Source organism: Bacillus sp. NMCC4 (assembly GCF_002998555.1).
Taxonomy (GTDB): domain Bacteria; phylum Bacillota; class Bacilli; order Bacillales; family Bacillaceae; genus Bacillus.
In genome coordinates this window covers 88,338-112,569 of sequence record NZ_PVRA01000008.1, presented here as the reverse complement: position 1 = coordinate 112,569, position 24,232 = coordinate 88,338, and the positions used below count along the sequence as shown (strand labels likewise).

General features: G+C 40.5%; 27 protein-coding genes. 13 read left to right on the top strand and 14 right to left on the bottom strand.

What is annotated here, in order from left to right:
- Positions 1 to 58 precede the first annotated feature (58 nt).
- The 3 genes from C6Y02_RS15440 (at position 59) to C6Y02_RS15430 (ending at position 2,370) form a co-directional block, all read left to right on the top strand.
- Positions 59 to 487, top strand: coding sequence for an HIT family protein (locus C6Y02_RS15440; RefSeq protein ID WP_034663580.1), 429 nt, complete (start codon positions 59 to 61; stop codon positions 485 to 487).
- Positions 488 to 646: 159 nt separating this feature from the next.
- A complete protein-coding gene (serC, locus tag C6Y02_RS15435; RefSeq protein WP_106031633.1) occupies positions 647 to 1,726 on the top strand; it encodes a 3-phosphoserine/phosphohydroxythreonine transaminase in 1,080 nt (359 codons plus the stop codon).
- Between the two features lie 125 nt (positions 1,727 to 1,851).
- Positions 1,852 to 2,370 carry a tryptophan transporter gene (locus C6Y02_RS15430; RefSeq protein WP_024425455.1) on the top strand — a complete coding sequence of 173 codons (519 nt, stop codon included), beginning with the start codon at positions 1,852 to 1,854 and terminating at the stop codon, positions 2,368 to 2,370.
- A gap of 48 nt (positions 2,371 to 2,418) precedes the next feature.
- Here the strand turns inward: C6Y02_RS15430 and yhzF are convergent, their stop codons facing one another.
- The gene (gene yhzF, locus C6Y02_RS15425; RefSeq protein WP_003211362.1) at positions 2,419 to 2,610 is read right to left on the bottom strand and encodes a membrane protein YhzF; all 192 of its coding nucleotides are present in this window, start codon (positions 2,608 to 2,610) and stop codon (positions 2,419 to 2,421) included.
- A 128-nt stretch (positions 2,611 to 2,738) separates the two neighbouring features.
- Between yhzF and C6Y02_RS15420 the strand changes: the two genes are divergently transcribed.
- Positions 2,739 to 3,095: a YtxH domain-containing protein gene (locus C6Y02_RS15420; protein ID WP_034663584.1), complete on the top strand. Its 357-nt coding sequence runs from the start codon at positions 2,739 to 2,741 to the stop codon at positions 3,093 to 3,095.
- A 187-nt stretch (positions 3,096 to 3,282) separates the two neighbouring features.
- Entirely contained in the window at positions 3,283 to 3,903 is a 621-nt protein-coding gene (locus C6Y02_RS15415) for an HTH-type transcriptional regulator Hpr (RefSeq protein ID WP_034663587.1), read from the top strand.
- Here C6Y02_RS15415 and C6Y02_RS15410 read toward each other — a convergent pair.
- Positions 3,881 to 4,225: a YhaI family protein gene (locus C6Y02_RS15410; RefSeq protein ID WP_034663590.1), complete on the bottom strand. Its 345-nt coding sequence runs from the start codon at positions 4,223 to 4,225 to the stop codon at positions 3,881 to 3,883. The two genes, C6Y02_RS15415 and C6Y02_RS15410, sit on opposite strands and share 23 nt — an antisense overlap.
- A gap of 233 nt (positions 4,226 to 4,458) precedes the next feature.
- Here C6Y02_RS15410 and C6Y02_RS15405 point away from each other — a divergent pair, with 233 nt between their 5' ends.
- Positions 4,459 to 4,977 carry a DUF3267 domain-containing protein gene (locus C6Y02_RS15405; RefSeq protein ID WP_060595916.1) on the top strand — a complete coding sequence of 173 codons (519 nt, stop codon included), beginning with the start codon at positions 4,459 to 4,461 and terminating at the stop codon, positions 4,975 to 4,977.
- Positions 4,978 to 5,059: 82 nt separating this feature from the next.
- A complete protein-coding gene (locus tag C6Y02_RS19530; protein WP_072368131.1) occupies positions 5,060 to 5,245 on the top strand; it encodes a hypothetical protein in 186 nt (61 codons plus the stop codon).
- Positions 5,246 to 5,298: 53 nt separating this feature from the next.
- Here the strand turns inward: C6Y02_RS19530 and C6Y02_RS15395 are convergent, their stop codons facing one another.
- Positions 5,299 to 5,388 (bottom strand): YjcZ family sporulation protein, encoded by a 90-nt coding sequence (locus C6Y02_RS15395; protein ID WP_017360317.1) that lies wholly within the window; start codon positions 5,386 to 5,388, stop codon positions 5,299 to 5,301.
- A 144-nt stretch (positions 5,389 to 5,532) separates the two neighbouring features.
- Positions 5,533 to 5,619 (bottom strand): YjcZ family sporulation protein, encoded by an 87-nt coding sequence (locus C6Y02_RS15390; RefSeq protein ID WP_008361129.1) that lies wholly within the window; start codon positions 5,617 to 5,619, stop codon positions 5,533 to 5,535.
- A gap of 161 nt (positions 5,620 to 5,780) precedes the next feature.
- Between C6Y02_RS15390 and C6Y02_RS15385 the strand changes: the two genes are divergently transcribed.
- Entirely contained in the window at positions 5,781 to 6,665 is an 885-nt protein-coding gene (locus C6Y02_RS15385; RefSeq protein ID WP_003211354.1) for a peptidylprolyl isomerase, read from the top strand.
- Positions 6,666 to 6,718: 53 nt separating this feature from the next.
- Here C6Y02_RS15385 and C6Y02_RS15380 read toward each other — a convergent pair whose 3' ends face one another.
- From C6Y02_RS15380 to C6Y02_RS15365, 4 genes are all read right to left on the bottom strand, one after another.
- A complete protein-coding gene (locus tag C6Y02_RS15380; protein WP_034663596.1) occupies positions 6,719 to 6,946 on the bottom strand; it encodes a sporulation YhaL family protein in 228 nt (75 codons plus the stop codon).
- A gap of 116 nt (positions 6,947 to 7,062) precedes the next feature.
- Positions 7,063 to 8,010 (bottom strand): 3'-5' exoribonuclease YhaM, encoded by a 948-nt coding sequence (yhaM, locus tag C6Y02_RS15375; RefSeq protein WP_034663598.1) that lies wholly within the window; start codon positions 8,008 to 8,010, stop codon positions 7,063 to 7,065.
- Between the two features lie 62 nt (positions 8,011 to 8,072).
- Positions 8,073 to 10,862, bottom strand: coding sequence for an ATP-binding protein (locus tag C6Y02_RS15370; RefSeq protein ID WP_106031632.1), 2,790 nt, complete (start codon positions 10,860 to 10,862; stop codon positions 8,073 to 8,075).
- A 16-nt stretch (positions 10,863 to 10,878) separates the two neighbouring features.
- Positions 10,879 to 12,093: a metallophosphoesterase family protein gene (locus C6Y02_RS15365; protein WP_066031087.1), complete on the bottom strand. Its 1,215-nt coding sequence runs from the start codon at positions 12,091 to 12,093 to the stop codon at positions 10,879 to 10,881.
- 172 nt (positions 12,094 to 12,265) lie between these two features.
- On the opposite strand from C6Y02_RS15365, the gene C6Y02_RS15360 reads away from it, so the two are divergent.
- Positions 12,266 to 12,454 (top strand): YhzD family protein, encoded by a 189-nt coding sequence (locus C6Y02_RS15360; RefSeq protein WP_034663606.1) that lies wholly within the window; start codon positions 12,266 to 12,268, stop codon positions 12,452 to 12,454.
- Between the two features lie 31 nt (positions 12,455 to 12,485).
- On the opposite strand, the gene C6Y02_RS15355 is transcribed toward C6Y02_RS15360, so the two are convergent.
- Positions 12,486 to 13,259 (bottom strand): enoyl-CoA hydratase, encoded by a 774-nt coding sequence (locus C6Y02_RS15355; RefSeq protein ID WP_081311426.1) that lies wholly within the window; start codon positions 13,257 to 13,259, stop codon positions 12,486 to 12,488.
- A 569-nt stretch (positions 13,260 to 13,828) separates the two neighbouring features.
- Here C6Y02_RS15355 and C6Y02_RS15345 point away from each other — a divergent pair.
- Positions 13,829 to 14,326: a cation:proton antiporter regulatory subunit gene (locus C6Y02_RS15345; RefSeq protein WP_066031090.1), complete on the top strand. Its 498-nt coding sequence runs from the start codon at positions 13,829 to 13,831 to the stop codon at positions 14,324 to 14,326.
- A gap of 3 nt (positions 14,327 to 14,329) precedes the next feature.
- Positions 14,330 to 15,553, top strand: a complete 1,224-nt coding sequence (locus C6Y02_RS15340) for a cation:proton antiporter (RefSeq protein WP_066031091.1) — start codon at positions 14,330 to 14,332, stop codon at positions 15,551 to 15,553.
- 36 nt (positions 15,554 to 15,589) lie between these two features.
- Here the strand turns inward: C6Y02_RS15340 and C6Y02_RS15335 are convergent, their stop codons facing one another.
- The 5 genes from C6Y02_RS15335 to C6Y02_RS15315 all read right to left on the bottom strand — a co-directional run bounded on the left by C6Y02_RS15335 (position 15,590) and on the right by C6Y02_RS15315 (position 21,482).
- The gene (locus C6Y02_RS15335) at positions 15,590 to 16,864 is read right to left on the bottom strand and encodes a lysine N(6)-hydroxylase/L-ornithine N(5)-oxygenase family protein (RefSeq protein ID WP_106031631.1); all 1,275 of its coding nucleotides are present in this window, start codon (positions 16,862 to 16,864) and stop codon (positions 15,590 to 15,592) included.
- A 75-nt stretch (positions 16,865 to 16,939) separates the two neighbouring features.
- Complete coding sequence (locus C6Y02_RS15330; protein ID WP_060595900.1) at positions 16,940 to 18,439, bottom strand: coproporphyrinogen III oxidase; 1,500 nt, start codon at positions 18,437 to 18,439, stop codon at positions 16,940 to 16,942.
- A 114-nt stretch (positions 18,440 to 18,553) separates the two neighbouring features.
- The gene (locus C6Y02_RS15325) at positions 18,554 to 19,420 is read right to left on the bottom strand and encodes a Cof-type HAD-IIB family hydrolase (RefSeq protein ID WP_060595898.1); all 867 of its coding nucleotides are present in this window, start codon (positions 19,418 to 19,420) and stop codon (positions 18,554 to 18,556) included.
- A 447-nt stretch (positions 19,421 to 19,867) separates the two neighbouring features.
- Positions 19,868 to 20,227: a YlbF/YmcA family competence regulator gene (locus C6Y02_RS15320; protein ID WP_034663625.1), complete on the bottom strand. Its 360-nt coding sequence runs from the start codon at positions 20,225 to 20,227 to the stop codon at positions 19,868 to 19,870.
- A gap of 121 nt (positions 20,228 to 20,348) precedes the next feature.
- Positions 20,349 to 21,482 (bottom strand): DUF445 domain-containing protein, encoded by a 1,134-nt coding sequence (locus C6Y02_RS15315; protein ID WP_106031630.1) that lies wholly within the window; start codon positions 21,480 to 21,482, stop codon positions 20,349 to 20,351.
- A 214-nt stretch (positions 21,483 to 21,696) separates the two neighbouring features.
- Between C6Y02_RS15315 and C6Y02_RS15310 the strand changes: the two genes are divergently transcribed.
- Together C6Y02_RS15310 and C6Y02_RS15305 are read left to right on the top strand one after the other, a co-directional pair.
- The gene (locus C6Y02_RS15310; RefSeq protein WP_106031629.1) at positions 21,697 to 22,800 is read left to right on the top strand and encodes a YheC/YheD family protein; all 1,104 of its coding nucleotides are present in this window, start codon (positions 21,697 to 21,699) and stop codon (positions 22,798 to 22,800) included.
- Complete coding sequence (locus C6Y02_RS15305) at positions 22,757 to 24,115, top strand: YheC/YheD family endospore coat-associated protein (RefSeq protein WP_106031628.1); 1,359 nt, start codon at positions 22,757 to 22,759, stop codon at positions 24,113 to 24,115. Before C6Y02_RS15310 ends, C6Y02_RS15305 begins: the two co-directional genes overlap by 44 nt.
- Positions 24,116 to 24,232: the final 117 nt, after the last annotated feature.

Below are 24,232 nucleotides of genomic sequence, written 5' to 3'. Positions count from 1 at the left end.
TTCTTTTTTGCTTCTTTTTGTGATACGATGAAGGAAAATGAATGAGGAGTGACATGACGTGAGCGATTGTATTTTTTGCAAGATCATTGATGGAGACATTCCATGTGCAAAAGTATATGAAGACGAGCATGTATTGGCTTTTCTAGATATTAGCCAAGTAACAAAAGGACATACCCTTGTAATCCCGAAAATACATAAAGAAAATATCTACGAGATGACACCAGAAGTGTCTAATCACTACTTCCAAGCGATTCCGAAAATTGCAAGAGCAATCAAACAGGAATTTGAACCAATTGGGTTAAACCTTCTAAACAACAACGGCGAAAAAGCCGGACAATCTGTGTTCCATTACCATATGCATATCATTCCGCGCTACGGAAAAGGCGATGGCTTTGGTGCTGTATGGAAATCACATCAAGAGCAATACACGTCAGAGGATTTAAAAGATATTTCTTCTGCCATCCACACGCGGCTTACCTCATCTTAATAGATGAGGTTTTTCTTATTTCTGCCCCTTTTTATCGCTTTCAACTCTTAATAGTAAGATATTTAAAACGATTCAAATTTTTCGTCCAATTGCTTCAAATTTGTGATAGGATGGTTTTATCTTTTGATCCATTAACGCGAGAAATAGGGAGAGATTGTGATGAAGCGAACGACGAATTTTAATGCTGGTCCGGCGGCACTGCCGCTAGAAGTGCTTCAAAAAGCACAGGATGAACTTGTTGATTTTAAACAAACTGGGATGTCTGTGATGGAGCTGTCTCATCGCAGCGGTGAATATGAAGAAGTCCACAATAAGGCAAAAGCACTGTTGGTGGAACTGATGGACATTCCTGAAGATTACGAAGTCCTCTTTTTACAGGGCGGAGCTAGTCTTCAATTTGCGATGATTCCTATGAACTTCTTACATGAAGGCGAAACGGCTCATTTCATTCAAACAGGCGCTTGGTCAGAAAAAGCATTATCAGAAGCACAAGGGTTTGGTGAAACATCTGTGTTTGCTTCAAGTGAAGACGACAACTACTCGTATATTCCAGAAGTAGATGCCTCCGGTTTAACAGATGGCGCTTATTTACACATCACATCAAACAATACGATCTTCGGCACTCAGTGGAAAACGTTCCCTGGTACATCATTACCGCTTATTGCAGATATGTCCAGTGATATTCTCAGCAAAAAAATCGATGTTTCTCAATTTGATTTCATTTATGCTGGGGCACAAAAAAACTTAGGGCCTTCTGGTATCACGATTGTGATCGCGCGCAAACGTTTATTAGAGAAAGAGAAAAGCAGCACACCGAAAATATTAAAATATTCAACACACGCAAAAGCCAACTCTCTTTATCACACACCACCGACTTTTGCGATTTATATGCTGTCTCTTGTCCTTGAGCATGTCAAACAGGCTGGCGGCGTAGAAGCAGCGGAAAAACGCAATGAACAAAAAGCAGGCATTCTCTACGACACAATTGATCAAAGCGGCGGTTTTTACAAAGGACACGCACGCACTGACAGCCGTTCGCATATGAATGTCACGTTTACCCTTCGTGATGATGCGCTCACTGCTTCCTTTGTAGAGAAAGCAAAGCAGGAACAAATGGTTGGACTTGCCGGTCACCGTTCTGTCGGTGGATGCAGAGCATCTATTTACAATGCGGTATCGATTGAAGACTGCCAAAAGCTTGCGGACTTTATGAAAAAGTTCCAGCAAGAAAATGAGTAAAAAAGCTTTTCTATAGAGAAATAAATTTGTTATAATAACGAGAAATATAAAGTGATGACTCTTGCAATAAATGATGAGCCATATTATTGAAGAGTCCTAAGAGCTTAGCAGAGGAGAGCATAGAAATGAAAACAAAAGAATTAGTGATTATGTCATTGCTTGCAGCAATGGGAGCTGTTTTGCATACGATTTTCCCGCCCATCTTTTTCGGAATGAAACCTGATATGATGCTGGTCATGATGTTTTTAAGCATCATCCTTTTCCCAAAGGTACAGCATGTAGTGGTTATTGCCCTAGTGACTGGCGTCATTTCTGCATTAACAACGGGTTTCCCAGGCGGACAAATTCCAAATATGATTGATAAACCAGTGACAGCCTTTATCTTCCTAGCCCTTTTCTTATCTTGCTTGAAGATAAAGAACAAAGTGGTGCTGACCGCTGTGTTAACTGCGATTGGAACCATCGTATCCGGCGTGATTTTCCTATCTGCCGCTTTACTGATTACTGGACTGCCAGCTGCATTACCGGCACTTCTTGTGGGCGTTGTCCTTCCAGCAGCCGTGATTAATACCATTGCCATGGTATTTGTCTTCCCAATTGCTCAGTCCATTCTAAGGCGTGCAAGAATGATAGAAGTTGCTTAACGAATAATCGAACCTCTTCATAATAGATGAAGAGGTTTTTTCATGCTTTTATAAAAGAAAAAGGGTCAGCAGCAAAATGAGGAGCGAAATCCCTGCACCTGCCGCACACACAAGTGCTTTTTGCTTTAATACATGTTTTGGCGGATAAGACCCTGCATACCCCAGCTGTCTTGCATAATGAATAGAACCACCTGTAAAAACGACACCGATACACGTAAAAACGAACAGAAAGACAGACAACCTTCTCCCCTCCCTTTTCTTCAAAAGTATGCTAAAATAAAGCAAGCTATGTATGGAAGTTCAATGAAGCTGATCGTCAGCTCAGAGAGAACATGCGAATGTGTAAAATTTGACTAGAGGTGATTTGAATGGCTAGTGGACGTTCTTTATTAACAGGATTATTTGTAGGCGGTCTCCTCGGAGGTGCGGCAGTGCTCCTGACGACTCCCTCTTCTGGCAGAGATGTGCGCGGAAAGATGAAAGACGGCTATGACAAATTCGAAGATACGCTGACAAGATTAAAAAGAGATGGACAAGCTTTAAAAGAGCAAATTGTTGAAACAGCAAAAGAAAGCGCAGAGGTCATTAAAGAAGTCGGAACTGAATTACAAGCATCGATTCAGCAATGGCGCGAAGAAATCAAACCTCACCAGCAGGACTTGCAAAAGGAAATTCAGGAAATTGAGGAAAAGCTCAAACAACTGGAGAAAACCTTACAAAACTAATATACTCACGAAAAAATATTCGTTTACAAAAGTGTGCGGGGTGCGTATCCCGCACTTTTTTTGTTGAAAAAAGGTTATTTTGTCAATGTTTTTCATGAGTTTTAAAAATTCTTGAATTTTCAGCTTTATTAATCTTTATTTTATTGGCATAATAGAATTACAAGAAAAAGAGAAGTAGGTGAAATGGATGAATCATTCGGAACAGCCTTTCGATGTAAAAGAAGCACTTTTATTCAGTCAAAGAATGGCCCAATTGAGCAAAGCTCTTTGGAAATCCATTGAAAAGGACTGGCAGCAGTGGATCAAACCGTATAACCTAAATATCAATGAACATCATATTTTGTGGATTGCGTATCAATTAAAAGGAGCTTCAATATCAGAAATTGCAAAGTTTGGCGTCATGCATGTATCAACGGCGTTTAACTTCTCCAAGAAACTGGAGGAACGAGGATTTTTAAAATTTTCTAAAAAGTTAAACGATAAACGCAATACGTATATTGAGCTAACGCCAAAAGGCGAAGAGACATTCCATAAACTACTTGAAGATTATGACCCGGCACGAACTGGTATTGTCAAAGGCGCACAGCCGCTTCATGACATTTACGGAAAGTTCCCTGAGATTTTAGAAATGATGTGTATTATCCGAAACATCTATGGTGAGGATTTCATGGAGATTTTTGAGAAATCGTTTTCAAACATTGAGAAGGACTTTTTGAATGAGCGAGGAAAAGTCACGAAAAAGCCTGAGGAACTTGAAGACTCAGCTGATGCAGCAGAAAAAGCGGCTAAAGCAAATCAAATTGTTTAATGATCTTTATAAATTCATTCATTAACGGCTGAAACAGCCCTTGATCATGCAATGCAAATATCGTCTCATGCACATCCAGCTTTTCAATTAACTGTCCTGCAAAAAGCGCAAGCATATCGTCAAACATGACGTAGCCTTGTGCTTTTTGCTTGTCCATTTCCTCTGAAAGCTCAGCACAAATACGCTCAATTTCCTTCGCCTCTTCTTTCGATACCCGCTGCCTGATCAATAATGCATAATATGGATAACGGCTCATATCGGTCGCCGTCAGCAAAAGTTCCATATAATATTCGAGCTGGCTCATTCGTTCCTCAATACTCATGTACGTTCCCTCTTTCTCTTAGTCTTTCTATTTTAGCCGAAATTACTCATTGACGAAAGAGACGAACCTCCCTCTTCTGTCTTTTTTTCTTGAAAAACCCAAAGTTTCCTCTCTTTATTCCATATGAAGGCAACATTTTATTTTTTTTCAACAAAACCATTGATTTTTATCCTCAGGAAGAGTAAATTATCTTGAGATATTCAATTAGTTTTTTAAGATTGGAAGGATGAAAAATGAATTGTTGGAAGACCATTAATCTTGAAAAGGATTATGGTTATACGAGACTGCTGATTTCAGCCATAAGTCTTGCTATACTTTTTTTCATTATGGCTTTTTTATGTTTTCAACTGACTCATCCTGAAACGAGACTAAGCAGCCACAACGCACCGCTTTTTGCTGTGCTTTTACTTGTGACATTGCTTGTCCACCGTGTGGTTCACTTGATCCCAGTGATGAAAAACAAGAAAAAAATGACGCTATTTAAACGAAATTGCTGGAAGCGTGTGCCAAAGAAAGTAATGCTTTATTCACTTCTCAGTCCATTTTGTTTGATTTCACTGCTTTACTTTGTGTTAGGCGTGGCGTTTCCAATGTATGCACACTATTTTATCATCATCGCAAGTATTCATGCAGGCTATTGTTTGCCTGACTTTTTATTTGCATGGAAACTGCTCAAAGCACCTAAATCCTGCATCATCGATCAAGCCCAAGACGAGTTTGATATTTTAGTTGACCAAACTTCCTCATCATGAGGTTTTTAAAGCCAACTTCTATCTTTTTCATAAAAAATTTGGTAATGTAGTATGGGAATAGCATAGAGAGGGGGGATCTCCGATAGTTTTATTTTACTTCATCGTCTTTGCCGCGTTTATTGTGTATTCAATAAACAGGCTTACTAATACATTATGCCTTGTCAGAGAGATTCCTGAAGAACGGCAAGATAAGGTGTTTCGCTTTATCAATGTATCGATACTGATCTTACTGATCTCATCATTTGTTGAAATTACCATTTCTATTTAAGATCAAAGCAAAAGCTGCCAGTTTGAGGGCAGCTTTTTGTGTATATTGATTGATTAGCAAATCCAAGATGCACCGATAATGATCAATAAGATGAATAACACGACGACTAGTGCAAAACCGCCAGCAAAGACTTCTCCTCCCATGTAAAACACCTCCTGCCAGTTCTTGCTCTGTTCTAAGCTCAGTGTATGCAAAAAAAATGAAAACGTTTAGGCACCTGTCATCGTTTGAAAAAAGAACCGCCCGCACGCATGGCAGGACGGCTCCTTTCTGTCACAGCGATTTAATTAGTAAAGATATGCTGCACCAACGATGATCAGCAAAATGAATAGCACGACCAATAAAGCAAACCCATTAGAATATCCTGCTCCCATATAATTCAGCCTCCTTTTTGTGATCACTATATGTGTATGTCGCGCGCAAATTTTTGACTAGACGAATGCCCTCCCATTTGCATTTCTTTTTACAGCGTGTCACAATATGTTATGATACAAGCAATGATAAATAAATTGGAAAGATTAGGAGTGTTTTTTGAATGAAAAAAATGGCTTTAGCAGCTGTAACAGCAGTTAGTGTTTTAACTCTTGGCGCATGCAGTAGCGGTGATAAAGATGTCATCGCAACAACAAAATCAGGAGATGTCACAAAAGAAGAGCTTTATACAACTCTTAAGAAACAAGCAGGTGGAGATGCTTTAAATCTACTTGTTCAACAAAAGGTTCTTGCTGACAAATACAAAGTATCTGATAAAGAAATTGATAAGAAAATGGAAGAATATAAAAAGACACTTGGTGAAGATCGTTTAAAACAACTTCAAGATGAATTCGGAAAAGATTACATCAAAGATCAAGTGAAATATGAGCTGCTGACTCAAAAGGCTGCCAAAGCTAACATCAAAATCACTGATAAAGAAGTAAAAGCGTATTACGATGACCTAAAAGGGAAAATCCGCGCAAGCCACATTTTAGTAGCTGATAAGAAAACAGCTGACGAAGTGGAAAAGAAATTAGATAAAGGTGAAAAATGGGATGCCGTTGTGTCTGAATATTCAACTGATACCGCTTCAGCAGCACAAGGCGGCGATGTAGGCTGGTTCGCAAAAGAAGGCCAAATGGACGAGAACTTCAGTAAAGCAGCTTTCAAACTAAAAGTGAATGAAATCAGCAAACCAGTGAAATCACAATTCGGCTACCATATCATTAAAAAGACCGAAGAACGCGGTAAATACGATGACATGAAAGCAGACTTGAAAAAAGAACTGCTTAATCAAAAACAAGCAGACACAAATGAAATCCAAACGATCTTAAACAAATTGGTGAAAGATGCCGATGTGAAAGTAAAAGATAAAGAACTTGAAAACACATTCAAAGAAAAGTCTCAACAACCCGCACAAAATCAACAACCTCAACAAAACCAGTAATCACAAAAAACCCCTCTGCCGTGCTCGTGCAGAGGGGTTTTTATATGACCTGATTAAGCAATCGAGTCTTCATGTGCCGCCGTATCATGTGATCTTTTCACTTGCTGATCCTGACGTCGTCGCTCTCTTTCTTGTTCCATTCGCTCGATAAAAATTTCTCCTTCCTTTTCAATAAAGGATTGATCAATCTCTTGCTCCTCTTTGGCCGTTGTCATTAATTTATACGCACAGAAAATAATGCCAATGATACATGCATACACCCACCATGGAAAAAACAACATTTTTTCATCGCCTCCTTTTTTCAGAACAGCTCTCTCTTCCTTTGTGTTACATGCTTATGCGAAAAGAAGACAAGTTATGAAAAAAACGCCCGCAATAAACGGACGTTTTGACATGGTTATTCGTGATGAAAGGTTGGTTTATAAAATGAACGATTCTCTAGCGCAAAAATACGTTCTGTATATTCTCCTGGCTTCACATGCTCAAGCGCACGATCCATCATATTCATCTTCGCATCTAAATTATCAATATAGTGGAGTATTTCGGCTTCCTTCACCATTGGTGGTTTCGGGCTGCCCCACTCTCCTTTTCCGTGATGACTCAGTACTAAGTGCTGTAAAATCAGAATTTCTTCTGAATCAATGCCAAGCTCTTCTGCAGCTTTCGCAATTTCTGTCACCATAATCGAAATATGACCAATTAAATTCCCTTCCACCGTATAGGTGGTTGAGACTGGGCCCGAAAGCTCTTTGACTTTCCCTAAATCATGAAGAATGATGCCTGAATATAAAAGATCTCGATCTAATGATGGATATAGGTCAACAATTGATTTAGCCAAATGCAGCATGGACACCACGTGATAAGCAAGACCAGAGACAAATTCGTGATGGTTTTTTGTCGCTGCTGGATAGTCAGCGAATTCCTGTCCATATTTTTTCAGCAAATGCCTTGTAACACGCTGTATATTAGGGTTTTTCATATCAAAGATATATTGCATAATCGTATCCATCATATCATGTTTTGGAATAGGAGCTGTTTCGAGAAAATCATCAATTCGAATTTGCTCATTTTCAGCAACAGGGCGTATATTCCTAAGTTTCAGCTGATTCCTCCCGCGATAATGATGAATATCGCCTACTACCTTCACAATGGTTTGCGCGGCATAGGTTTGTTCATCATTCTGCTTTGCATCCCATAGTTTCGCCTCAATATCTCCACTTTGATCTTGAAGAATTAACGTTAAAAATGGTTTGCCATTACTCGCAATCCCTTTAGTAGATGATTTAATTAATAAATGCAGGTCAACTTGTTCGCCGACATCATAGGTCATGATCCCTTTAGCCATTCAATAAAAGCTCCTTCCATGTTTCTGCTCATATAAGTATAACATAAGTCATTATTTGTCAATCATTCAACTGCTAAACTCGTAATCTGTCCATCTTCTGCTGCTTGCTTCATATGCTCATGACAGGTGAAATAAAACAGCTGTGTTTCAAAACGTGTGAGCTCGTTCATCATCTCCAGCACTCTTCCTAGACGAACGTGATCGAAATGAACGAAGCTGTCATCCATCATAAACGGAAGCTGACAATCTTGCTGATGAGACAAAGCGAGCGCAAAACGAATCGCCAGATAGATCTGTTCACACGTTGCCTGTGAAAGCTCCTCTGGACGGAATATTCGTCCATCCATTCTTTTCACCATCAGCAAGTCATCTTCAGGTGAAAATAAAATCGCTTCATAACGATCATTTGTTAACGGCTGAATAAAACTTGAGGCTGTTTGAAGCAATGCAGGCAGCCTTGTTTCTTTATGCTCATTCAATTTTTCTCGTATGACGGAGCGGACAAGCTGAATTGCCGCCCATTTTTTTGCGAGGTGCTTCGCATGCTCCTGCTCTGCGGCAAGCTGATGAGTCAAATCAGACACCGTTCCAGAAGCTTCTATTTGCCGGATTTCCACCGCTAGTTCTGCTAAACGTTTTTCCATATTCTCCGCATTCAATTGAACGTCATGAAGGTGCTGCTTTGCTTCTGCACACTCCTCTTCAAGGAGAGGTAATCCTTTGCGAACAATCCATTCCTCCTCATCAAAACAACCGCTTCTATGAAGCTCTTGATTCAGCTGCTGCAAATGGGAAAGCCGTTCCCGGTATTCTTTAGATAGATGAGAAAGCACTTGGTAATCTTCTTTGGACTCTGCTTCTACTTGACGAAAAAGCTCGTCAGTTTGTTTTTCGTAATATTGAATTTCCCCTTCTAGTGTCGTGAGCTGCTGGATCGCATGTTGAATGGATACGTACAATGTCTGGCGTTCTTTTTCTCTTCTCGCCTCATCTTTCAATATCTCTTGAAAAGCTGAGATATTCTCCTGAATGGTTCCTTCCTTTTTTTGAAGGATACTCCTTAACGCTGAAACCCTGCGCTCATAAATCGATTGCTGATCGGAAAGCACGCCTATTTCACGATGAAGCTCCTCATATGCCGCTGTATTCATTTTTAATTGTTTTAGGATATGGAAGGCCTCTACTAGGAAAGTAAGCTCAGACGACAAGCCAAGCTGTCTCTTCTTTTCCTCTACTTGCTGCTGGACAGGTTCCAGCTCTAGCTCCCAGTCTTCATATTGCCGGATGATTCTTTCGTACAGAAGCTCCTTCTGCCTCATAAGTGTTTCAGCTGAAGCTGCCTGCACTTGAAATGAATCAAAGGCCCCTTCGCCGCTTCTTTGTTTCATCGGGCTCATTTGACTGAATGGGTAAATGAGAAAGAAGAGAAAAACAGAAAATCCCGCAAACAAGAGCGTGATCCACCACTCTGTTAAAAAGAATAGAACAAGCAGAAGCACCACATCAAATGCGATCAAGCCTCGGAATAACAACGCCCGGGAATGAATCGGTTTCTTTTTCGATCTTGTCCCCTTCGCATCGTCTTCTGCTCCGTGCTGTCTGACTTGCTGTTCCTTTAATCCTTTTAGAGCGGCTTCTGCTTCGTCCAGCTCATGTCTTGCGTGATCAAATCGTTCATCTAACTGCGCTTTTCTATCCATGAGACGAACGTATTGAGTGACAGTCTCCTTTAATTCCCACTCAAATTCAAGCGAATCGTCGATTTGTTCGAACTTTATCGGGTACTCCCACTTTAGCTTTGCTACCGCTTCGTCTATTTTTTGTTTCAATGAATCACGGTTTGCTCGACACTCTGCTATGCGCTTTTTCACAAGCTCAGCATCAGATGCTTCATCTACGACTCGTTTCATCTCCATTATGGTATCCTTGTCATAGAGCGGTTGAACTTGTACAAGTGAGGTTTGCAAATGGTCTAACTTCTGCTTCAGTGCAGTCAATTGAGCCTTTTTCGGGTGAAGGTGTGATTCTAGTTTATCCAGCTCATGCTCTGTTTCTGCTCTAAAACGTTTGACTCGGTCTGGATAGCGGGCTAATCCCTTTTTTAATTCCACTTTTCTCTCGATCATGGGATAAACTTGAATGGATTCAGCCAGTTTCTGAATGTGTTCCTCAGCTTGCTTCATTTCATTTTGAAGCATTTCGATCGTCTCCGTTAATTCAGATTGCTCCCGTTTCTTTTCGGTATAACGGCCTTCTACCAATTTGGCTTGTTTCAGCTGACCTGTCAGCTCTTTTAAACGATCAAGCTGCTGATTTAATTCCGGCTTGCGTCCATTTGGTTTAAACAGCTGCTCCTGCTGCTTTAGCAGCCTGCTATCCATCTTGGTGGCTGCATCCGAGCCAAATAAACTTGAGAAAAGTAGAAATTCGCCTATTTGGTCCTGGTTTAAGGCTTGGACATTTTGCAGTCCAAACACATCAAATGAATAGATTGATTGATATAACCTGCGATCCGTTCCCTTTAAAAGTGTCTGTAGAAAAACTTCGTCTTTCACTTCACCCTTCGGTAAAAACACCTGCGCTTGACCACCTCGATCGGACGTTCTTTCAATATGAATAACGCCTAACTCGTCATCTTGGCAAGTGAGGGAACCACCATAAAAAGAACCCTGTTTCGTCTTGTACATCTTGTTTTTCGGAAAACCAAATAACATCGATTCAATAAACGTTTTCAATGTCGTTTTCCCCGATTCATTCAAGCCGTAAACTAGCTGAAAACCGTCATCAGAAAAGTGAAAGGTCCGATTTGAAAATTTCCCGAAATGGGCGATATGGAGTGAACGTATTTTCATTGTGCCTCTCCTTTTCTCATAATTGCTTTAGCTGTTCTGTCAGCAGCCTTTGTGCTTCTTCTTTTATATCCACTTCATCCTCTTTTGTGAGAGCTTTTCCTGATTTTCTATAGGTTGGGTGACGCTTGATCGGTGATAACAGCTCTTCATATGCCTCAAACTGTGAAATTTCAGCAGTGAGTTCCTTCAAAAAAGAATCTTCTAAATAGATCACATCCTCGTTTGTTCGGCAGTCAATCGATATCACCCAAACGAATACCTCTTCATCTTCTTCCTGTTCATGAAGAACGGTCAACAGCTCCTCAAGAACCTCAAGCTGAGTACGCTCAAAGTAAGGAGGAGCATCACCCGTCAATTCAATTTTCACAAAATGAGGGACGCCCTCCTCTTTCAGCTCACTGATTTTGCTATCCACAAGTGTCACAAGATCCGTCATATGAACCGTTTCTGTCATGTCTATTGCAAGTGTCTCAAACATCACATCCGCACAGCTAATAAATTCCGCTGTCTCAGAATCCTCGGAGAGTTGAATAACGTAACAGCCTTTCTCTCCTGTTTCTTTTATATGTCTGCCCTGCATGTTACCAGGGTAAATAATCAACGGGTCTTCATGCAGAAGGGCTCTCTTATGTATATGTCCAAGCGCCCAATAATCGAAATCCCGTGAAAGAAGCTGCTCAAGCTGAAATGGTGCATACGCATCATGCCCTTCTTGTCCGGCTAATGTACCGTGAAGCATCGCAATGTGATAGGCAGCATCTGTCGTTTTGACATAATGAGATGTCATATTTTCATAGACAGCCCGCTCTTTGTAGCTAAACCCATAAATACTTGCAACAAGCTGCCCCCCTCTATAGTAGGATTGCTCACTTGGTGTACTGCTTGAAAAAACGTGCACATTCTCAGGCCACTCAATCGGTGTCCATTCACCGCCTAAATGATCATGATTACCATAAATAATAAAGACGTCAATCCCTTGAGTTTGCAGTCTTAGAAACTGATTTCTTAAAAACAGCTGTGCTTTCAGACTGCGATTTGATTCGTCAAATAAATCTCCGCTCAGCAGCACAAAGTCTACTGATCGAGCAATGGCGAGATCAAACATATTCTTCGCACTTTGAAATGTACTTTCTTTGAGCCGCTTAAATGGTAAGCTAGGGATATTCGACATTCCTGCAAATGGACTGTCTAAATGTAAATCTGCGGCATGAATAAAGGTAAGCTTAGTCAAACGTCTATCTCCTTGTCCGATACTGTCATTGTCCATATTTTATCATGCCATTTTTACGAATGCACGTTCTATCGCTTTCATTCTAAAAAACACATTTTTAACAGTTAAAAAAGAGGTTTTGTCTTATTCATTGTTTAATTACATAGAAAAGCAGAGGAAAGGGAGATGAGGAATGGAGAAGACATACTTTTTAACTGTATTTGACCGGTCGGGTGAGACCTTATTAAATGAAAAAATCACAACGGATAGTGATGAAAAGGCAAAGGAATTAGGGCGCCATCGCTTAATCGAACAGCAATACACGAAGCATTCCCACCGGCTCGTTGATGATGCAGGCAAGCTTCTTTTATTTGAACGTTAAAAAAACCGGCATTCGCCGGTCTCACATTCGTTTATACGTTCTGAAACACAGGTCGTCTTTTTTCTAAAAAGGCCTGAATGCCTTCCTTATGATCATGACTTTGCCTCAGTCTTGCCTGTGCTGCCCTCTCCTTTTGAAGAACGGCTAGCAGCTCAGGTTCTGACTGCTGAAAATAGATCAGCTTTGTTTCGACAAATGCTTGAAGCGGCATGTTCATAAACGGCTTCACACATACTTTTTGATACGCATCGACTTCATCCTGAAACACCCCGTCTGCAAGGCGCAGTTTTAACGCTTCTTCAGCCGGCAGCTTTTGTCCGCTCCAAATCAATTGTTTCGCGGTTTGTTCACTGACTCTTTTTGTGAGAAAAAAATGCCCTCCGCCATCTGGAATTAATCCTACTCCATTAAAATTCATGGCGAGCTGTGCATCCTGATGCATAAACAAGTAGTCACAGCTTAAAGCAAAGCTAAAAGCAAGGCCTGCCGCTGACCCGTGGACAAGGGCAATCGTCACTTTTTTCATACCGGCTAGAGAAAGTGTAATTCCCTCGATCAAATCCATCACACGATGGAAATCTTCTTCACTTTCCTGCTTAAGCATCATGCCAATATCTCCGCCTGCAGAAAACCCTTTCCCCGCTCCCTTGATCACAACGACTTTTGCACTGCTTTCTTCCGCTGCATCACATGCCTCTTTGAATTCAGCAAACATGTCCACATGAAATGAATTATAAGCATCAGGCCTGTTGAAAACGATTTCAAAAATATCCCCGTTTAACTGACAATTGATATATGTCATCATCCATCCCCCTTTTCTTTTAAACTCATGACTTAATTCCATTTCAACCCGAATAATTCCTTTTCCTCTGCATGAAAAATTTCAAGATCAATTGATACTAAAATAAGCATAATTGTTGAAACAAGAAATATATTTTTATATAGTAAATGAAGAAAGAAATGATTTTGAAAGGGGGAGGATGATTGATAAGGTGTTCCATATTCATATTGGTTAGTTTCATCGTCATGTTTTCTCCTTTTTCAAATGTCGTTTTTGCTCCACAGGCAGAAGCGAGTGCACCTAGTCTTATTTCTCCATCCATCTACGATGAAGAAATTCAAGCTGTGAAGACACCTCCATTTTCAAAAAAACATGCCTTCTCTATTCTGTTAAAGAACAGATTATCACTGGCTGATTCAAAGGTTTTTCTACTCAAGCCTGCTCCATCAGCTGCGTTATCCATTGATCTATGTTTTTTGGAAATGAAGTGTGCGATCCCCATTATGTGTCAATCAAATTACCTCTACTGATTCATTTTATTTCATCCGTATTACTATATGAAAAACACAACCTATCATATTCGGAGGGATAAAATGAATATTAAAGAAAATGATCTTCCTGGGATCGGAAAGAAATTTGAAATTGAAACGAGAAATAGAGAAAAAATGACGATAGTGATTCATGATGATGGCAGACGGGAGATTTATCGTTTTGACGATGATGATCCAGATGAAGTGCTGTCCACCATTTCTCTCGATGATACTGAATCAAGGCAAATCGCTGCGATTATCGGCGGCATGGTGTATAAACCGCAGGCACTTGAAACCATTGAAATGGCCTTCAATGACTTGATGATTGAATGGTTTAAGGTGGAAAAAGGCGCAAAAGCGGTTGGACATACACTCGGTGATTTAGATGTGCGACAAAACTATGAAGTCACCGTCATTGCGATCATTAAACATACAAATGAAAAATTACTGAACCCTGGTGCCGATTCGATTATTGAAGCAAATGATACGATGGTCATTTCAGGCGAAAGAAAACACTTAAAGCGATTGATACGTGATTTTCTTTCTAGAGGGGGAGAGTGATGAATGGATCATTTAGTCTTTGAAGTTGGGACGGCGCTGATTCTCATCGCCATCGCCAGCTTAATCGCCAATAAAATGAAATTCTCTATCATCCCTTTTCTCATTGTCCTCGGTATGATCGTTGGGCCGCATGCTCCAACCATCGGGATCATTGATCTAAAATTTATCGAAAGCACCGAAATTATTTCGTTTTTTGGCAGAATGGGCGTCTTGTTCCTTCTTTTCTATCTTGGACTTGAGTTCTCTGTCGGAAAGCTTATTAAATCGGGCAAATCCATTGCTGTCGGCGGATCTATTTATATTTTGATTAACTTCAGCTTAGGACTGCTTTACGGTTTTATCACAGGGTTTGGGTTCCTTGAGGTTCTCATTATGGCAGGAGTTATCACGATTTCATCCAGTGCCATTGTGGCCAAAGTCCTTGTTGATTTGAAACGGACTGCGAACCCTGAAACTGAGTTAATTCTTGGGATCATTATGTTTGAGGATATTTTCCTCGCTGTTTATTTATCCGTCGTATCTGGTCTTGTCCTTGGAGATGCCACAACGGTTAGCGGTGCCTTATTATCCATTTTCATTGCTTTTGGTTATATGATGCTTTTCTTTATCATCGCACGTAAGCTGCCAAAACGATTAAACAAGTTGTTCGATATCCGTTCGAACGAAGTGTTCATCATTGTGATTTTTGCGGCTTTATTCTTTGTCGCTGGTTTCTCAGAGACAATCCATGTAGCAGAGGCCATTGGGGCACTCTTACTTGGTCTTGTTTTCTCAGAAACAGAGCACTCTGACCGCATCGAACATCTTGTGGTTCCATTTAGAGATTTCTTCGGGGCCATGTTCTTCTTCAGCTTCGGTCTCAGCATTGATCCATTTACATTAGGTGATGCCTTCTGGCTTGCGATCGGCGCTGTGATTCTCACCTTCATTGGGAACTTCACTGCTGGAATGTTCGCTGGAAGAAGAGCTGGATTTTCTCATAAAGCCTCTTCTAATATTGGATTAACCATCGTATCACGAGGAGAGTTTTCAATCATTGTAGCCGAGCTCGGTATTGCGGGCGGACTTGCCGCTACCTTGAAGCCATTTGCTGCATTGTACGTCTTAATCCTTGCGATTTTAGGACCGCTTGTGACGAAGGAATCTAAGCGAATTTATCAAATTCTGAACAAAATGTTCAAATGGCAAACAGAAAAACCAAAAGTGAAAAAAGAAACGACAATCTAATGAAAAAGGGCCCTATACTTGGGCCCTTTTTATCTCTTATTCAAATTGCTGAAAGGCTGTTTCTTGCTTGACTGGCGCTTCTTTGACCCCGCGAATGGTTTGAATCACTTTCTGATTGCGGTAGATGGATAGTTTTAAATTGGTCGCCGCTGTTCCATGAGAGTGATCTAAGTTCGTAAATGTAAAGAAATGATGCGGACGCTTGTCTTTGAACACAAGCCTGAAGTCTTCTGTCACTTTAAAATGCTCTTCACTTTCCCATTCAATTAAAGGTTCATACGCACTAAACCACGCCGGGATATTCGGAGTGTACCCTGTAGCCAATAGGGCACGATCAGCTGTTATGCTCTTTTCTTTCTTTAGCTGCCACTGCTTTAGGTGCAGCTTCAGGGACTGATTCTCCTCCACCTGAATCGCTTCAAGCTCGGTCATTGGCTGAATCACCACAGATGGCTCTTCACCTGTAACAGACCGATGATACAATTCCTGATAAATACGCGAGAGCGTCGATGCATCTATACCATTTCTTAATCCAGTCAGCCTAGGCAATGTGTTCATTCGTTCTTCATAAGGAAGCGAATGGAAATATTCGACGTACTTCGGTGTAAATAGCTCCTGGCCAAGCTCTGCCGTCTCCAGCTCTCTAAATTCACTAGATCGCGTAAACCACGAAAGCTGCTGTCCTTTCTTTTGATGCTGAAGCAGGTCTAAGAAGATTTCGGCTGCACTCTGCCCAGAGCCAATCACCGTCACCGACTCAGCTTCATGAAGTTCTTCCTGCTGGTCTAAATAACGGCTGCTATGTGTCACATATGGCAGTGCAGCATCAGGCACATCGACAGGAATCATCGGTTTGCTCCCTGTTCCAAGCACGACATGCTTTGCCCGATACTCAGAGAGCGATCCATCCTTCAATCGCCGGACTTTCACAAGATAACCACCTTGGCAGTCCGTCACTTCCTCTACCTTCATCCCAAATTGACAGCTATCTAATTCACCTGCGACCCATGATAAATACTCATTGAATTCTCTTCGCGGAATGTCAAACTGTTCAAATGTATAGAACCGGTGAAGTCTATTTGATTCATGTAAATAATTTAAAAATGTATACCTGCTCCTTGGATTCGCCATCGTCACAAGATCAGCTAAAAAGGAGACTTGTAAATCCGTTCCTTTGATCAGCATACCAGGATGCCACGCAAACTCGGACTCCTGTTCAAAAAAACAGCATGAAACATCTTCATACTCCTCTAACAAAGCCGCCAAACCTAAATTGGCGGGCCCAATCCCAATTCCGATCACATCAATCATATGTACACCTGCTTTAACTTTTTATCACTTATATACCCTTTTACAAATGAAAAAAACACTGCGTCACCGCAGTGTTTAAACGTGAGGAACAAATAATGACTCAAGAAATTCAATTTTCTCTTCGGTATAGTGTTCATAGCGGTCATTATACGATTTTGGATCTTTTGGATTGGCGTACTGCGTAATTTTTCCTGAACGCGGATCAATGAATTTACTAGCAGCACCGCATCCAATCCCTATAATTGTCTGCACTTCTTCCATAATAATGATATTATACAAACTTTCCTGCCCATCCAATGAATACCCGACATTTTCAAGGTTCCCTAAGATGTTTTTTTGTCTATATAAATAATAGGGATGATAGTCATGTGCTTTCGTCCAAGCGACCGCTTCATCCATCATACGTGTGATTTCTTCTCGGTCTGCTACTTGATATTTGTCCTTATTGCGCGTCATCTCAGAAGCTCTTTTAAAGGAGAGCGTATGCACGGTTAAAGATTCAGGCTTAAGTTCTTCAGTCTGCTGCAAGGAATGCTGGAATTCCTTTAGCCCTTCTCCCGGCAAACCAATAATTAAGTCCATATTAATATTATTCATGCCATACTGTCTTGATAAGTGATACTTTTCAATCGTTTCTTCTACACTATGGTGCCGGCCAATGGCTTTCAGTGTTTCATTCTCATACGATTGTGGATTGATGCTAATCCGGTCAATATGATATTGGTTTAGCACTTCTAGCTTATCAGGCGAAATCGTATCAGGACGCCCTGCTTCGACAGTCACTTCCCGTATATGTTTCACATCAGGGAACGAGCGATACATTTCTTCATACAGCAAATCCATTTCCTCCGCAGTGATACTCGTCGGCGTACCCCCGCCAAAATAAACAGTCGTCACTTTGATACCATGTTCTTTTAGCCAAGTACCGATTTTTTGCATCTCATAATGCAGACCAAACAAAAATGTTCCCACTCTTCCAGCTTGTCCTTTAATCGCATAAGCAGGGAACGTGCAATAAGCGCATTTTGTTGGGCAGAAAGGAATACCAATATAAATACTTACTTCCTGCTGAAGGTCATACAGGTCAGGAATCGCTTGAAGCTGACGGTCGACAATCTCCTGCATCAAATCGATTTTTTCATCATGAATCAAATAATCACGCTTTAGTGCGGCATGCGCACCTTCCTTTGTCATTCCTTCTCTCAGCATCTTATGGAGTAATTTTGTAGGACGTATCCCTGTGAGAATCCCCCACTTTTGCGTCATTCCTGTGTGCTCCTGAAGCAGATGTAAATAAACAGACAGCACTGTGTTTTTGATTTGTTTCCAGCGCTCCTTGTCATTCAAGCCCTCTGGGACGTCTCGCGAAAAACGACTAGTGATGTCTGATCCAGCGATATGGCCAGATGCTTCCACCGTTCCATTTTCTTCTTTCCAGCTAAACACCATGGTTAAGCCATCTTCCAATTCACCTGTATCAAACAGCACTTCACTATCTTCTTCAAATAAATTGGCTATATTGACAAGCGGGCGATGAAATCGTTCATCTGACAGCCCTTTAATTAAAATTCGCATCGTATCACCTTTATCTTCAAACTTGTTTCATTTTACAAAATCTATGTAGGAAAAGCAATGACTGGAACAGTTGAAGGCCCTGCCATTTCTTGATTGACAGGGCCTTCGTCTATATTATCGTTTAATATCGAATTGATGTAAAAATCCTTCTCTTTGCTGCATTCTAAAGTATTCTTTGATCATATAAGCGACTCCCTGTTCATCTTGCGAACGTGTCACCCAATCGGCTTTACGCTTAACAGAATGAGGGGCATTTCCCATTGCAACGCCTAAGCCAGCCAATTCGAGCATTGGGATGTCATCTGTCCCCTGTCCAATGACCACAGTATCTTCTAAAGTCAAACCTAATGCTGAGGTCAAAAGAGAAAGCCCCGCTTCTTTCGATACGCCTTTGCATACAATATTCATTTTCTCATCACTGATCCGAATGAGATCGACAGATGGAAAAGCTTGTTGAATGGTTCGGTGAATTTCAGGCTGAAGCTCTGCGGTTGAATATACTTCAATCACCGGTGTACTGACCGGTTCATCCATCAGCATATCACTTAGCGATTCAACAAATTGCACAGGATAGAAAATTGGATCAGACGGATGAATCAACGTCTTTCCCATCAGCTGTGACTGCGTTTTTTTCCGGTTGCCAATTGAGAATTTTTCATGCAGTAAGCGAACATTACAATCAAAGCTTTCAAGAATTTGCACAAGATTAAATGTTTTTTCTTCCGTTAATTTCTTCACATGAAGCGGCTCATCGAGTTTATTCGCGATAAATGCACCACTATGCGTCACAAGGGTTGAAGTTGGAATCTTCAACGCCTTGGCAATTTTTTGTGCGGAACGAAAATGCCGGTTGGTGACAAGCGTCACGTAAACCCCTTTTTTCTTCACGTATTCCACAGCTTCTTTTGTAGCGGAATGGATTTTTCCATTGGAACGAAGTAACGTTCCATCTATATTGAGTGCAAGTAGTTTTTTTGACACTGAGGCATCCCCCTTCTTGATGACTGTACTTACGATGAGGATATGCCCTAGCTTGGTGCTTTAGAACATGCAGTTGAAAGAGCCCTGTGTTATGAATCTTTTGTAAATAAAAAAAGCCTACCCCTAGGCTTTTTTTTTATGTATGGTTTGGATGCGTCACAATGAGGTGATGAAGCTCCCCATGATCCCCTTATCTTTCACACACCAAAGCATTGCTTATATCAGATCCCCTTATGCTTTGCGTTTCTCCCAGAAGCGCTTCTCTCTCGTTTGGCTAATCGCCGTAAATCCCAAGTGAAACGCACCCAATTGTCCCATGAGAGCGCTCATTTGAAAGCACTTTCAATATAAGTATTATCGCAGAATTTATGAGCTTCGACAACCTTTTTTTGAAAAGTTGGACAGGGAACATGTGAAATAAAAAAAGGGCGAATATCATCGCCCTTTTCATTCATTTTCTTCTGGATTCCCATAAAGCTCTTCAAGAGGCTTCATGATCACTTTATTTAATTCTCCGATGAGAACACTCACACGTTGTTCTGCTTCCATCAACTGAGAGATTTTATCGTGCTGTTGAACAAGTGCCACTGTTTTTTGAGCTTGCTCCACTTCTTCTTGTGTGATCTCTTGACCAGTCATTTGTTTTTGTTGAAGGTTTACTTGAATGTCTCGGAAGTTCTCGAACATTCTTTTAGAGGACTCATCCGCGTTTACCTCATCATAAAGATTTTTTAAAGTTGAATATTCTTCGCTATGACGCAGAGCTTTTTCAAGGTCATATGCAACATCATAAACATTTACAGACATGTTATGTCTCCTTTCTATCCGTTATCACCGATATGATCGGCGGACACCACTCCACTATAACAAACTATGGCTTTCGTTTCACATATATACAATGAATTCATCAAAATTTCTCTAGCTTGTCTTAAAATAGCGTGACAAAGATTGCTTGAATTGCGCCGATTAATCCGCCTAAAAAACCGCCTAAAAACGTGATCATTTTAAGTTCATTGTTGGAAATGCTAACCACAAGCTCCTCCATTTTTTTAAGCGGAAAATGTTCAATCTGCTCACGAATGATATCTTCAAATTTGAGCTTTGCGAGCAGTCCCTCTAAAGCATTCGATGCTGCTTTAATCCCCTTGTCGACAAGCACTGGTGCAAAGTGTGTTTTGAGATCAAGCGCTACTGCACTGACATAATATCCAACTGGCTTGTCTAATATCAGCTTTGTAGAGAAGTGTGAAAGCAATTGCTTTTTCACACTATAAGCAAGCTCCTTCACATTCCATTTTTCATCTAGCTCCTGAAGAGAAAACTGCTTCACCTTGTCCCATTCTTGAACAAGCAAATCTGATAAAAATCTTTTTGTTTCTGCGTTTCTTAAAAATTTGATGATTTCAGGATGTACCCGATCAATTAAGCTTGAATTCCCTAGAAACATTTGAACCATACTGCCAAGCATGCCTCGTTCCTTTAAGAAATCATCAATCATATTACCAAGCCTTGCTTTACCTTCCTCGCTTTCAAAATAATGAATGCCCCTCTTTAAAATATAATCAGCTGCATCTGGAATTTTTGAAGATATTTTGTTTTCCACATCTAGCGGAAGCAATTCAGATAAAGTTTGCTCATTATATTTTTCAAGCAGTGAATTGAGCTTCTGATCAGACCACTGATGGATCCATTCATCTGCTTTGACGTCAGCCTGTGATACGCCGACTCTTTCAAGCAAAGATAGCACTGTTATCTCCATTTCAGCGCCTTTGTCAATATATCGATGGACTGTATGCAAGATCTCTTGCTTTGCCTCCGATGATTCAAATCGCTTTTGAATTCCTTCTGGCGTGAGCAAATGCTCCATAACCATGACACCAACCTGCTTGGCTACTTCGTCTCTTCTTTTAGGAATGAGCCCTGGTGTAAAAGGAAGCTGTTTCCCGAATAAGTAATACGGCTTATAAGGGCGAAAAAGCATTTTAATTGCAAGATGGTTTGTCGCTGCTCCTATGACTGCGCCTATAACAATCATAAAGATAAACGTTGTGAATATATTCAAAGTCGTCATCTACCTTTCAAACAACACCCGATGTTTATTGGTTTAATCTATACGTATTATAGTTGTTGTCAAGTCCCCAAGCAAATGAAGCATGTTGCTAGACATATGATCAATCGATCTGTCGTAATGATAAAGGAGCGCAATCTTTATGTAAAATCATGAAAAAGTGTTTTTGTGCTGGTAAAAAAAGAAGTTGAAAAGAAGGTGTTTTTTAATGACATCAACATTAGGTATTGTGACCCTTTCTTCAAAGTATGAAGAGGCATTCACTCGTGGGTTAGCCAAAGCTGCCCCTTCTTATGGTTTAAAGGTTGTTCGTTTTACACCATTTGATTTAAAGCCGGCTTCAAATTTGATACAAGGTCAAACTTATACGAATGGTCAAGGATTTGCCGCAGCAGAATTTGAGATTCCTGACTTGATTTACGATCGATGCCTTTACAAGCATGACGCACAATCTAAAAAAGCAAAACCAATCATGGAATGGCTGAAAAAGTATCCGAAAACAGATTTTTTGAATACAGGTATTTCAAATAAAATGATGCTATTTGAGCAGCTCCGTCTCCTCCCTTCTTTACAGCCATATTTACCTGTCTGCTCATTATTAAAAGAGCCATCAGAACTTCTCAACATGGTAAGGAAAGACGGTTATTGTAAAATGCAGCCGCTCTCTCAACAGCATGCAGCATCTACTTACTTCATTTTCTTAAAAGACAACACTTTCACTGTTCAGCTAAGTCCCGAGCAAGTCATCACATTTTCGCGTCCATCAGATATAGAGCGCTGGTGCAAAAAGTACGTAGGCCGATATTTCCTTCAATTTTTTCAGACGAGTGATCAAAAAGACTTTTTATTCAATGAAATAAGGATTTTCCTTATGAAAGATTCACAAAATCAATGGAGTCGCATAGGGATTCACACAAAATCACCTACAGAAAATAGTCATTTAAACATTACACAAAAATCAGCTCCCATGATAGGCTTTGATCACTATCTAAACACATTGCAGCCGCACATCAAAGAGCTTCTTTTAGATGATATTGCATCCATTCAAGCATCTCTCCCAGCATATATAGATAAAACCTTCTCCCCTTGCTTTGAATTCGCTGTAGACTTACTCCATACAAGTGAAGGCAGGCTTTTCATATCAAATATAAGATCAAAGCCAGGGCGATCCGCTTTTTTAAAAGCTTATCCTGACAAGGAAGATCAATTGATTCGTACCATTCTTGCACATGCTCAATCGATGACGTCTCAACCGAAGGAGGTTTCTTATGAACAAAAATCGCTTCTTCATCGCCCCTCATCTCACAAGTGAAAAAACAGTTCATCTTCCCGCCCATTTTAAACAGCAGGATGCGATCTATTCTCTTGCTTTAGGATCCCGTTTAGTAGATGACTTCACCGTTTCCTATCATCAACATCCAAATAAAATTTTATTATCAGAAAATCTATATAGAAATTTACTAATTCCTTATCAATCAAAAGCTGATGTAATCGCCGTTGATCATACACTGTTTATAGGGCCGCTGCTTGGCATTTTCACAGCAGGTTTTGGGCAAAGCACGCAGCCACTAGGAACGAGATCAGACTTTTTTATCAAACTGCTGCACTCTTTCAGGCAGCATGCTGGATTTGCCTACCTTTTTGGTACACATTCTATTGATTGGGATAAAGGAATAGTAGAAGGATTGTTGTACCAACAGCAAACATGGGTTAAAAAACAGATGCCCCTGCCGTCAGTCATTTACGACCGTCTTCCAAATAGAAAGGCTGCTCAGTCGGCATTCATTCAAGAAACAAAGCGTAAACTCACACAAGACTATGATATTCCTTGGTTCAACCCTTATTTTTTCAATAAATGGGATATTCATGAACAACTGTTAACAGATGAAAAAACATGTCCTTTTCTTCCACATTCCATACAATTGGATCCGGTGGACGCTCTAAATAAAATAGAAACACTCCTCCATCTACATCAGGTCATATACGTAAAACCATCGAACGGAAGTCACGGCGACGGTATTTATCAATTAAAGAAGACGGCTCATGGAATCACTGTATGCTCAAATCACGGAAGCGCTGTTCCATATGACTCAATAGAGCATTTCGTGACCAAGCTCCGGAAAGATCACGCAATTCAAGACTTTATGGCTCAACAAGGCATTGCACTTCTTCAAATAGACAATCAACCAATGGATTTCAGAGTTCATACGAATAAAAATAAGTACGGCCATTGGACAGTCACGGCAGCAGCAGCAAAAGTCTCTGGCAATCACACAGTAACGACTCACCATTTACATGGTGGCTTAGTAAAAACACTTTATGATGTTTTTCCAGAAAAGAAGAAGCGTTTGAAAACTTTAGAGCAGCTTTCTTATACTGCCATCACGCTTAGTCAGGTGATAGATGAAAAAATGTCCGGCCATATTGGTGAAATCGGTTTTGATTTAGGCATTGATCAGACAGGAGCTATCTGGATGTTTGAAGCCAATTCTCGCCCTGGCCGCGAGATTTTCCAGCATGTTTCATTGCGAAACTCAGAAAGGCTGATTGGGAAAAGAATCATGGATTATGCATCTTATCTTTCACGAACGACCTCAACAACTACAGACCACACGAACGTCTACTAACTGTTTTTCGTTTTAAATTGATGGTGTTATGAAATCTATGCTTTTCCTATGCTCTTTTCATCAGATGAGATACAATAAAATCAAGTTCAAGGTTGTTTCCGTATTGTCGTGTTTATT